This window comes from Kocuria tytonicola, assembly GCF_003687455.1.
Lineage (GTDB): Bacteria > Actinomycetota > Actinomycetes > Actinomycetales > Micrococcaceae > Kocuria > Kocuria tytonicola.
In genome coordinates, this window is sequence record NZ_PHOA01000023.1 from 18110 (window position 1) to 28199 (window position 10090).

At 73.2% G+C, this 10090-nt stretch carries 11 protein-coding genes; all 11 read right to left on the reverse strand.

All coding sequences use genetic code 11. The features are described 5' to 3' along the window. Positions 1-28: 28 nt before the first annotated feature. The 11 genes from CWC38_RS04460 to ribB all read right to left on the reverse strand — a co-directional run bounded on the left by CWC38_RS04460 (position 29) and on the right by ribB (position 10068). Positions 29-2200: a bifunctional phosphoribosylanthranilate isomerase/tryptophan synthase subunit beta gene (locus CWC38_RS04460; protein ID WP_121845618.1), complete on the reverse strand. Its 2172-nt coding sequence runs from the start codon at positions 2198-2200 to the stop codon at positions 29-31. A gap of 140 nt (positions 2201-2340) precedes the next feature. Next, positions 2341-2586 carry an HGxxPAAW family protein gene (locus CWC38_RS04465; protein WP_121845619.1) on the reverse strand — a complete coding sequence of 82 codons (246 nt, stop codon included), beginning with the start codon at positions 2584-2586 and terminating at the stop codon, positions 2341-2343. 131 nt (positions 2587-2717) lie between these two features. Beyond that, positions 2718-3371: a Trp biosynthesis-associated membrane protein gene (locus tag CWC38_RS04470; protein ID WP_121845620.1), complete on the reverse strand. Its 654-nt coding sequence runs from the start codon at positions 3369-3371 to the stop codon at positions 2718-2720. Positions 3372-3400: 29 nt separating this feature from the next. Then, the gene (locus tag CWC38_RS04475; protein WP_121845621.1) at positions 3401-4954 is read right to left on the reverse strand and encodes an anthranilate synthase component I; all 1554 of its coding nucleotides are present in this window, start codon (positions 4952-4954) and stop codon (positions 3401-3403) included. Next, positions 4955-5350 (reverse strand): phosphoribosyl-AMP cyclohydrolase, encoded by a 396-nt coding sequence (hisI, locus tag CWC38_RS04480; protein ID WP_121845622.1) that lies wholly within the window; start codon positions 5348-5350, stop codon positions 4955-4957. Further along, complete coding sequence (hisF, locus tag CWC38_RS04485) at positions 5350-6114, reverse strand: imidazole glycerol phosphate synthase subunit HisF (RefSeq protein WP_121845623.1); 765 nt, start codon at positions 6112-6114, stop codon at positions 5350-5352. The genes hisI and hisF overlap by 1 nt, the downstream gene beginning before the upstream one ends. Positions 6115-6220: 106 nt before the next feature. Then, complete coding sequence (gene hisG / locus CWC38_RS04490) at positions 6221-7066, reverse strand: ATP phosphoribosyltransferase (protein WP_121845624.1); 846 nt, start codon at positions 7064-7066, stop codon at positions 6221-6223. 171 nt (positions 7067-7237) lie between these two features. After that, complete coding sequence (locus tag CWC38_RS04495; RefSeq protein WP_121845625.1) at positions 7238-7501, reverse strand: phosphoribosyl-ATP diphosphatase; 264 nt, start codon at positions 7499-7501, stop codon at positions 7238-7240. A gap of 106 nt (positions 7502-7607) precedes the next feature. Then, complete coding sequence (ribH, locus tag CWC38_RS04500) at positions 7608-8087, reverse strand: 6,7-dimethyl-8-ribityllumazine synthase (RefSeq protein WP_121845626.1); 480 nt, start codon at positions 8085-8087, stop codon at positions 7608-7610. Beyond that, positions 8084-8779 carry a GTP cyclohydrolase II gene (gene ribA, locus CWC38_RS04505; RefSeq protein WP_121845627.1) on the reverse strand — a complete coding sequence of 232 codons (696 nt, stop codon included), beginning with the start codon at positions 8777-8779 and terminating at the stop codon, positions 8084-8086. Before ribA ends, ribH begins: the two co-directional genes overlap by 4 nt. Then, positions 8776-10068, reverse strand: a complete 1293-nt coding sequence (gene ribB, locus CWC38_RS04510) for a 3,4-dihydroxy-2-butanone-4-phosphate synthase (RefSeq protein ID WP_121845628.1) — start codon at positions 10066-10068, stop codon at positions 8776-8778. The genes ribA and ribB overlap by 4 nt, the downstream gene beginning before the upstream one ends. Positions 10069-10090 lie beyond the last annotated feature (22 nt).

The following is a 10090-nucleotide window of genomic DNA, read 5'->3' on the forward strand; positions in this document are numbered from 1 at the left end:
GGTGCGGTCTCTGGTGCTCCGGTGGTGCTCACAGTTGTTCGCCTTTCTGCGCCACGCGCTCCTCGTGGCTGTCGTCGGGCAGCATGTCGAACCATTCCGCGGCCGTGGCCACGTCCTTGTCGCCGCGTCCGGAGAGGGACACCACGATGATCTTCTCCGCAGCGGCCTCGGGGCCCAGCTCGGCCACCCAGCGGGCGGCCACCTCACGGGCCCCGGCCAGGGCGTGGGAGGACTCGATGGCGGGGATGATCCCCTCGGTGCGGCACAGCAGCCGGAACGCGTCCATGGCCTGCTCGTCCGTGACGGCCTCGTACTTCACACGGCCGATCGAGTGCAGGTAGGAGTGCTCGGGCCCCACGGCCGGGTAGTCCAGGCCCGCGGAGATCGAGTGGGACTCCACGGTCTGCCCGTCCGTGTCCTGCATGAGGAAGGTCTTGGCGCCGTGCAGCACGCCCGGACGGCCCAGGGAGATCGTGGCCGCGTGGCGCCCGGTGGACACGCCGTCGCCCCCGGCCTCGTTGCCGTAGAGCTCCACGGAGGCATCGTCCAGGAACCCGTGGAAGATCCCGATCGCGTTGGAGCCGCCGCCCACGCACGCGGTCACGGCGTCCGGGAGCCGGCCCGCCTGCTCCAGGATCTGGGCCCGGGCCTCCTCGCCGATCTGCTCGTGGAAGTAGCGGACCATTGCGGGGAACGGGTGGGGGCCGGCGGCCGTGCCCAGCAGGTAGTGGGTGGTGTCCACCGAGGCCACCCAGTCCCGCAGTGCCTCGTTGATCGCGTCCTTGAGCGTCCGGGAGCCGTTCGTCACGGCCACCACCTCGGCGCCGAGCAGCCGCATGCGCGCGACGTTCAGGGCCTGGCGGCGGGTGTCCTCCTCGCCCATGTAGACGCAGCACTCCATGCCGAACAGGGCCGCGGCGGTGGCCGTGGCCACGCCGTGCTGCCCGGCGCCGGTCTCCGCGATCAGGCGGGTCTTGCCCATCCGGCGGGCGAGCAGTGCCTGGCCCAGCACGTTGTTGATCTTGTGGGAACCCGTGTGGTTGAGGTCCTCGCGCTTGAGGAACACCCGGACCCCCAGCTCGGCCCCGAAGCGCTCGGCCTCGGTGAGCAGCGAGGGACGCCCCGAGTAGTCGCGCGAGAGGGCCGTGAACTCCGCCAGGAAGTCCTCGTCCGTGCGCGCCTTCTCGAAGGTCTCGGTGAGCTCGTCCAGGGCGGCCACGAGGGACTCGGGCATCCAGCGCCCGCCGAAGTCCCCGAAGTACGGGCCCGGGGCGTGGCGCAGGGACTCGTCACCGGGCCGCGGGTCGGCCGCGGGTGCGGCGGCCTGCTGCGCGGCGTACTCCTCCTGCGCGGCGGGCGGGGTGGCGCCGGCGAGGTGTTCGGCCCGTGCCAGCGCACCCACCTCACGGAACCGGGAGATCTGCTGGGCGGGATCCTCCGCGGTCACGAGCGCCTCACCCGCGAGCACCGCGTTGGCACCGTGGCCCGCGTACAGCCGGATCTGGTCCTCGCCCACCACACCGGACTCCGCCACCACCACGGCCTCACGCGGCAGTCGCCGGGCGAGCCGCCCGAAGGTGTTCACGTCCACGTCCAGGGTCTTCAGGTTGCGGGTGTTCACGCCGATGATGCGTGCGCCAACCGCCACTGCGCGGTCGATCTCCTCCTCCGTGTGGGTCTCCACGAGCGCGTGCATCCCCAGGTGGTGGGTGAGCTCGAGCAGTCGGGCGAGGGCGGCGTCGTCCAGCGCGGCCACGATGAGCAGCACGAGGTCCGCACCGTGAGCCCGTGCCTCCCAAACCTGGTACTCCTCGACCACGAAGTCCTTGCGCAGCACGGGGATGCCCACGGCGCGGCGCACGGCGTCGAGGTCCGCGAGCGAGCCCCCGAAGCGGCGCCGCTCGGTCAGCACGGAGATCGCGGACGCACCGCCGCGCTCGTAGGCCGCCGCGAGCTGCGCGGGGTCGGAGATCTCCGCGAGGGCGCCCTTCGAGGGGCTGGAGCGCTTGACCTCCGCGATGACCTGGACGGAGGCCGGGTCTGCGCCCCGCAGCGCCGCCTCCGCGTCCAGCGCGGGGGTCTGCTCCCCCGCGGCGCGCTGCAGCTGCTGCAGGCTCACGGACGCCCTGCGCTCCTCGAAGTCCTCACGCACCCCCTCGATGATCCGGTCCAGCACCGTGCCGGTGTCCTGCTGCGTCATGCGACTCCCTCATCCGTCCGCGTGCCCCGGGGCCGGAACGCCCCGCGGCACCTACGACGATGACCAGCTCCCCGACGGAGGAACTGGTCATCGTCCTGTGCCTTCGATCCTGATGCTGCCGTGGCCCGCGGGCCGCGGAGTCAGTGGGCGGTGGTCTTGGCCCCGCCCTTGCCGTAGCCCATGGCCTTGAGCACGCCGCCCACGATCACACCCACCACGATGAAGCCGATGCCCACCACGGTGACGGGCACGGAGGCGTTGACGAATCCGACGCAGCCCACGATGACGCCCACGGTCATCACGGCCACGCAGGCCCAGGCGGCCACGGTGTTGCCGTGGCCCACCGCGGCGGTGTGGTCCAGGATGATCTGATCGGTGTTCGACATGCGTGTCCACTCTCCCGTGCCGGTCGAGCCTGCGGCTCGTGGTGTTCCGGACACGCGGATACCGCGTGTCCGAGTCTTCTCTGCGTCCATTGTGCCACTACCCGGGCCCGGGTCCCGGCAGGTCACGACGGTCACGTGTTTCGCGTGGGATCCTCCCCGCGGGTCAGCGCGTCCCACGTGTCGATGTCGTCCGCGTGCTCGGCGGCCTGCGTCTCTCCCGCCGACGCCGCCGCGCCCGCCGCGCGCGGGCCGCTCACCCCGGCGTCGCCCTCTGCGGGCCCGGCTCCGGTGCCGGTCACCGCGGCGCGGTCGTAGCGCTGGGAGACCCGGCGCCGCACGTGCTGGGCCACCAGCACGAGCCACACCCCGCACAGCGCGAGCAGGACGGCCGCCGCGACGGCCGCCCACGGCCAGCCGGTCAGGGCGTACTCGCCGCCGCCGTTGATCACACCGGTCTGATCGCCCACCGTGGGCTGGGCGGCCGCGCGCGGGTCCGCGGTGACCGCGAGCACCGAGGCCACCGCGCCCGCTCCCGCGAGCGCGACGACGGCGCCCACCACGGTGCGCAGGACGCGCCCGCCCAGGGCGGAGGCCACGGCGGCCACGGCGGCCACGAGGCCCAGGGCCGTGACGGCCGGAGCGGCGTCGGTGCCCTTGACGTCCACCGTGACGGGCTGCAGGGAGGTGGTGACCTCCGCGTGGATCCACGCGACGGCAGTGGTGCCGAACAGGGCGAGGGCGCACAGCAGGGTGATCAGGACGGCGGGTGCGGTGCGACGCAGCACGGTGGGCTCCTCGTAGGTGGGCGTGGTGGTCAGCGCGAGAGCTCGCGCAGCGACCGGGCGATCAGTGCGGCGCGCAGGGGTGCGGTGGCCTTGTTGAGGGATTCCTGGGCCTCGGACTCGGGATCCGAGTCCGCCACGATACCCCCGCCCGCCTGGACGTAGGCGGTGCCCTCGAGCAGCAGGGCGGTGCGGATGGCGATGGCCATGTCCATGTTGCCCGCGAAGTCCATGTAGCCCACCACGCCGCCGTAGACGGCGCGGCGCAGGGGCTCGTACTCGTCGAGCAGCTGCAGGGCGCGGGGTTTGGGTGCCCCGGAGAGGGTCCCGGCGGGGAAGGTGGCGGCGAGGACGTCGTAGGCGCTCACGTCCTCCCGCATCCGGGCCACCACGGTGGAGCACAGGTGCATGATGTGGCTGAAGCGCTCGATCTCCATGAACTCGCTGACGTCCACGCTGCCGGGTTCGGCCACCTTGGAGAGGTCGTTGCGGGCGAGGTCCACGAGCATGAGGTGCTCGGCCCGCTCCTTGTGGTCCGCGAGCAGGTCCTGGCCGAGTGCCTGGTCCTGCTCCACGGTGGCGCCGCGGGGGCGGGAGCCGGCGATCGGGTGGGTCATGGCCTGGCGGCCGGTGACCGTGACGAGCGCCTCGGGGGACGAGCCCACGATCGAGTAGGGGCGGCCGCCCGCGTCCTCGAACGAGTAGAGGTACATGTAGGGGCTGGGGTTGATCCGGCGCAGCGTGCGGTAGACGTCCAGGGACGTGGCCTCGCACGCGGCCTCGAAGCGGCGCGAGACCACCACCTGGAAGATCTCCCCGTCCACGATGGCCTGCTTGCCGCGGTCGATCGCGGACATGAACAGCTCGCGGTCCCAGGACTGGTGCACCGCGGACTCCAGGTCCACGTCGTGCTCCTGGTCGGTGACGGAGACGGTGGTGCGGCCCAGCGGCGTGGCCAGGCGTTCCACCATGGAGTGCAGCCGGGCCACGGCGTCGTGGTAGGCGCCGTCCACGTTCTCGTCCGTGCCGTTGACGTTGACGGCGTTGGCCACGAGCAGGACCGTGCCGTCACGGTTGTCGTGCACCGCCATGTCCGAGACCAGGTTCATGGCGAGCTCGGGCACGCGGAGGTCGTCCTCGGGCGGGTGCGGGAGCTTCTCCCAGTGCCGCACGGCCTCCCAGCCCACGAATCCGACCATGCCGCTGGTCAGGGGCGGCACGCCGTCGAAGGGCTCGGTGTCCAGCAGCTCCATGGTGGCCCGCAGCGCCTCGAGCGGATCGCCGTCCGTGGGGGCACCGGCGGGGGCCTCGCCGAGCCAGTGCGCCTGCCCGTCCTTCGCGGTGAGCGTGGCCACGGAGCCGGCGCCCACGAACGAGTAGCGGGACCAGACCCCGCCCTCCGCTGCGGACTCCAGCAGGAAGGTGCCGGGCCGGGCCTGCCCGTCGCGCGCCACCAGCGCCCGGTAGAGCCCCACCGGGGTCAGGGCGTCCGCGAGCACGGTGGTGCGCACCGGGACCACCCGGCGCGTGGCCGCGTGCTCCCGGAACTCCTCCAGGGTGGGGGTGATGGTGCCGAGCTGCTGCATCTAGACCGCCTGTTCCGCGTTCAGGTCCCGCCCGTCGAAGCACGTGCGGGTTCCGGTGTGGCATGCCGCCCCGGTCTGGTCCACCCGCACGAGCAGGGCGTCCCCGTCGCAGTCCAGGTGCACCGAGTGCACCCGCTGGACGTGACCGGAGGTGTCCCCCTTGCGCCAGTACTCCTGGCGGGAGCGGGACCAGAACGTCACCCTGCCCTCCGTGAGGGTCCGGTGCAGGGCCTCGTCGTCCATCCAGCCGAGCATGAGCACCTCACCGGTGTCGTGCTGCTGGACCACCGCGGCCACCAGGCCGCAGGCGTCGCGCTTGAGCCGGCTCGCGATCTGCGGGGCGAGGCGCCCCGCGGGCGCCTGCGACCGGTCCCCGTGCTGCGTCCGCTCCGCCATCAGCGCACCTCGTGCCCGGCGGCGCGCAGGGCGTCCTTGACCTCGGCGATCGCGTGGTCCGGGCCGAAGTGGAACACCGACGCCGCGAGCACCGCGTCCGCCCCGGCGGCCACGGCCGGGGGGAAGTGCTCGGGGGCGCCGGCGCCGCCCGAGGCGATCAGCGGCACGCCCACGACGTCGCGGACCGCCGAGATCAGCTCCAGGTCGAAGCCCTCGCGCGTGCCGTCCGCGTCCATCGAGTTGAGCAGGATCTCCCCCACGCCCCGCTCCTCGGCCTCACGGGCCCACTCGAGGGCGTCGCGGCCCGTGAGCGTGCGTCCGCCGCGCGCGGTCACCTCGAAGCCGGAGGGGGTGTTGCCCGTCCGCTTCGCGTCCAGCGAGAGCACGAGCACCTGGTTGCCGAAGCGCCGCGTGATCTCGTCCACCACCTCCGGGCGGTCCACGGCGGCGGTGTTGATCGAGGCCTTGTCCGCCCCGCACCGCAGCAGCCGGTCCACGTCCTCGGGGGTGCGCACCCCGCCGCCCACCGTCAGCGGGATGAAGACCTTCTCCGCGGCACGCGCCACGACGTCGAACATCGTGTCCCGTTCGCTCGAGGACGCCGTGACGTCCAGGAACGTCAGCTCGTCCGCGCCCGCGAGGTCGTAGCGGGCCGCCAGCTCCACGGGGTCTCCCGCGTCGCGCAGGTTCTCGAAGTTCACGCCCTTGACCACGCGCCCGGCGTCCACGTCCAGACACGGGATCACCCGTCCCGCCACTGCCATATCCGTCGTCCTCACTGCTCGTCCTGCTGGGTGCGGGCCACGGCCCGCGAGCGCCCCGGGTGCCGTGCGTCCCGGGCCGCGGTGTGTCCGGGGCGGTCCCGGGTGCTCAGATGCGCGCGGCCTGGATGGGGGAGACCAGGATCGCGCGGGCGCCCGCCTCGTAGAGGGCGTCCATGACCTTGTTGGTGTCGGTCTTGCGGACCATGGCGCGCACCGCCACGGCGCCGTCGCGGCCGAGCGGGGAGATGGTGGGGCCTTCCATGCCCGGGGTGATGTCCACGGCCGCGGGCAGCAGCTCCTCGCGGATGTCGTAGTCCATCATCACGTACTGCCGGGCCACGAGCACGCCCTGTAGCCGACGTCGCAGCACGCGCAGTCCCTCGGGTTCCGGTTCGTCGCCGCGTCGGATCAGCAGGGCCTCGGAGTGCATGACGGGTTCGTCGAAGATCTCGAGTCCGGCCGCGCGCAGGGTGCTGCCGGTCTCCACGACGTCCGCGACGGCATCGGCGACGCCCAGGCGGATGGCGGACTCCACGGCCCCGTCCAGGCGCACGACCTCGGCGGAGACGCCCTGCTCGCGCAGGTGGTTCTCGAGCAGCAGCTGGTAGCTCGTGGCGATCCGCTTGCCCTCCAGCTCCCGGACGGAGCTGAACCGCCCCGCGGGTCCCGCGAGGCGGAAGGTGGAGCGGGCGAAGTCGAGGCTCAGCTCCTCGGCGGCCTCGGCCCCCGAGTCCAGCAGCAGGTCACGGCCGGTGATGCCGAGGTCCAGGGTGCCCCCGCCCACGTAGATGGCGATGTCGCGGGGGCGCAGGTAGAAGAACTCCACCTCGTTGTCCGTGTCCACGTGCACGAGGTCCCGGGTGCTGCGCCGCTGCCGGTAGCCGGCCTCGGTGAGCATGGTGGTGGCGGCTTCGGACAGGGCGCCCTTGTTGGGCACGGCAACTCGCAGCATGGTGTTCCTTTCCGCGGTGCGGTCTCGATGACGGGGTGGCGCTCCCGTGCCCGCCGTGGGCCCGGTGGCCCGGCGCAGTGGGCGCCGTGGCTGACCCGCCGTTCGGGTGGCGGGGGCGCCGGAGCGCGGCTGGCCCGGTCCCCGCGGGCGGCAGGGCCGGGGCGCGGTCGCTCAGAGATGCTTGTAGACGTCCTCGAGGGTCATCCCCTTGGCGATCATCATGACCTGGAGGTGGTAGAGCAGCTGGGAGATCTCCTCGGCCGCCTCGGCGTCCGACTCGTACTCGCACGCCATCCACACCTCGGCGGCCTCTTCGACGACCTTCTTGCCGATGGCATGGACCCCGCCGTCGAGCTCGGTGACGGTCCTGGAGCCCTCCGGGCGCTGCGCGGCCTTGGTGCTGAGTTCGGTGAAGAGGTCTTCGAAGGTTTTCACCGTCCCAGCCTACTGGGTGCGTGGGCCGGGCCCCCAACGCGGGCCCGGCCCGACGGTCCGGTGCGGGTGCGGCTCTCCGGTGCCGTCCACCCGGTGGCGCGCAGGGTCAGCGTTCGAGGTCCCGCAGGGTCAGTGCGGTGCTCAGGGCGGCGTGGGCTGCCTCGTAGCCCTTGTCCTCGTGGGAGCCCTCGAGTCCCGCGCGGTCCAGGCCCTGCTCCTCCGTGTCGCACGTGAGCAGCCCGAAGCCCACCGGGGTCCCGGTGCGCACGGACACGTCCGTGAGTCCGTTCGTCGCCGCCTGGCACACGTAGTCGAAGTGCGGGGTCCCGCCCCGGATCACGACGCCGAGCGCGACCACCGCGTCCACGTCGCCCGCGAGCCGGCTCGCCGCGACCGGGAGCTCGAAGCTGCCGGGCACGCGCAGCTCGAGGACCTCTCCGGTGCGGGCCTCCGCGAGGGCGCGCCGGGCGCCGTCGAGCAGTCCGTCCATGATGGTGGTGTGCCAGCTCGCGGCCACCACGGCCACGCGCAGCCGTGTGGCGTCGAGGTCCGTGGCGCTGCTCCGGGGTGCTCCGTGTCCGCTCATGAGGTCTCTCCTGGGGTGAGGTGGGTGAGGTGGTGGTGCATGCGGTCGCGCTTGGTGCGCAGGTAGTCGAGGTTCTCGGTGCGGGCGTGCACCTCGTGGGGGACCACGTCCGCCACGGTGATGCCCAGCGCCTCGAGCTTCTCGACCTTGTCCGGGTTGTTGGTGAGCAGCCGCACGGTGCGCAGTCCCATGGCCGTGAGGATCCGCCCGGCGGCCGTGTAGTCGCGGGCCTCCGCGGGCAGCCCCAGCAGGGTGTTGGCGTCCACGGTGTCCGCGCCGGCGTCCTGCAGCTTGTAGGCACGCAGCTTGTTGACGAGCCCGATGCCGCGGCCCTCGTGGTTGCGCAGGTACAGCACCGTGCCGCCGTGCTCGGCGATCCGTTCCATGGCCAGGTGCAGCTGGGGTCCGCAGTCGCAGCGCCACGAGCCCAGGACGTCCCCGGTGAGGCACTCGGAGTGCAGCCGCACCAGGGGTGGGAGGTCCTGCTCCTGCCGCGGCGCCGGGGCGCTCAGGGAGACGTGCTCGGTGACCGGTCCTCCGGTCGGCCCGGGCACGCGCCAGCCCACCACGGAGAAGGTGCCGTGCTCGGTGGGCACGGACACCGGCTCGGAGTGCTCCAGCACCTCGCCCGGGGCCGCCGGGGCGGGGTGCTGCGGGGGATCCGCGTCCTCGCGGTGCTCGGCAGCGCTCATGCGGTGAGGTCCCGCTCCGCGGCGGCCGCGGCGTCGTCGTGGTCCTCGAGGAACGCGATCAGGTCCGCGATGCTGATCATCAGCAGACCGTGCTCGTCCGCGAAGCGGCGCAGGGCCGGGGCGCGGCGGGGCTGACCGGCGTCGTCCACGACCTCCGCGATGGCCCCCACGGGTTCGCAGCCGGCCAGGCGCGCGAGCTCCACGGCGGCCTCGGTGTGGCCCGCGCGCTCGCGCACACCCCCGGGGACCGCGCGCAGCGGCAGGATGTGCCCGGGGCGGGTGAGGTCCGCGGCACCCGTGCCCGGCAGCGCGAGCAGGCGGGTGGTCAGGGCGCGGTCGCGGGCGCTGATGCCCGTGGACACGCCCACCCGGGCATCGCACGTGAGGGTGTACGCGGTGCCCTTGGCGTCCTCGTTGTGCTCCGTCATGGGCGGCAGACCCAGGTGGTCCGCGCGCTCACCGGTCATGGGCACGCACACCACGCCCGAGCTGTGGCGCACCGTGAAACCCATCAGCGGCTGGGTGGCGTGCTGCGCGGCGAACACGAGGTCCCCCTCGTTCTCGCGGTCCTCGTCGTCCACCACCACCACGGCGGCACCCGAGGCGATGGCCGCGACCGCGTCCGCCACCGGGTCCAGGCGCACCGCCTCGGCACCCGACGCGGCCGCCGTGGGTGCGTAGGAGGCCAGGCGCTCGGCGTACTTGGCGAGCACGTCCACCTCCAGGTTGACGCGATCCCCCACCCCGAGCGCACCGAGCGTGGTGGCGCGCAGCGTCTCGGGGATCAGTCCCACCTCGAACCACGCGGGCTCCTCGGACGCGGGGTTCACCGCGGTGACCGTGAGGGAGACCCCGTCCACCGCGATCGAGCCCTTGACGGCGACGTAGCGCGCCAGCTCCACTGGCATCCCCACGCGCAGGGTGTCCCAGCCCGTGTGGGGCGTGCGGGAGACCACGGTGCCCACGCCGTCCACGTGCCCCTGCACCACGTGGCCGTCCAGGCGGTCCCCGGCGGCTGTGCAGCGCTCCACGTTCACGCTCTCCCCGCCGCGCAGCTCCCCCAGCGTGGTCAGGCGCAGCGTCTCGCCCATGACGTCCGCGGTGAAGTCCCCGGCCCCGGCCTCCCGGGAGGGCACGGCGGTCAGGCACACGCCGTTGACCGCGAGCGAGCCGCCGTGGGGCAAGTCCGCGACCAGGCGCCCCGCGCCCAGGTGGAGCCGCGCGGCGTCGTCCGCCACACGCTCCACGCGGTGCACGACGGCCTGGGATTCGACGATTCCGGTGAACACTTGTCCTCCTCGGGGGACGGGA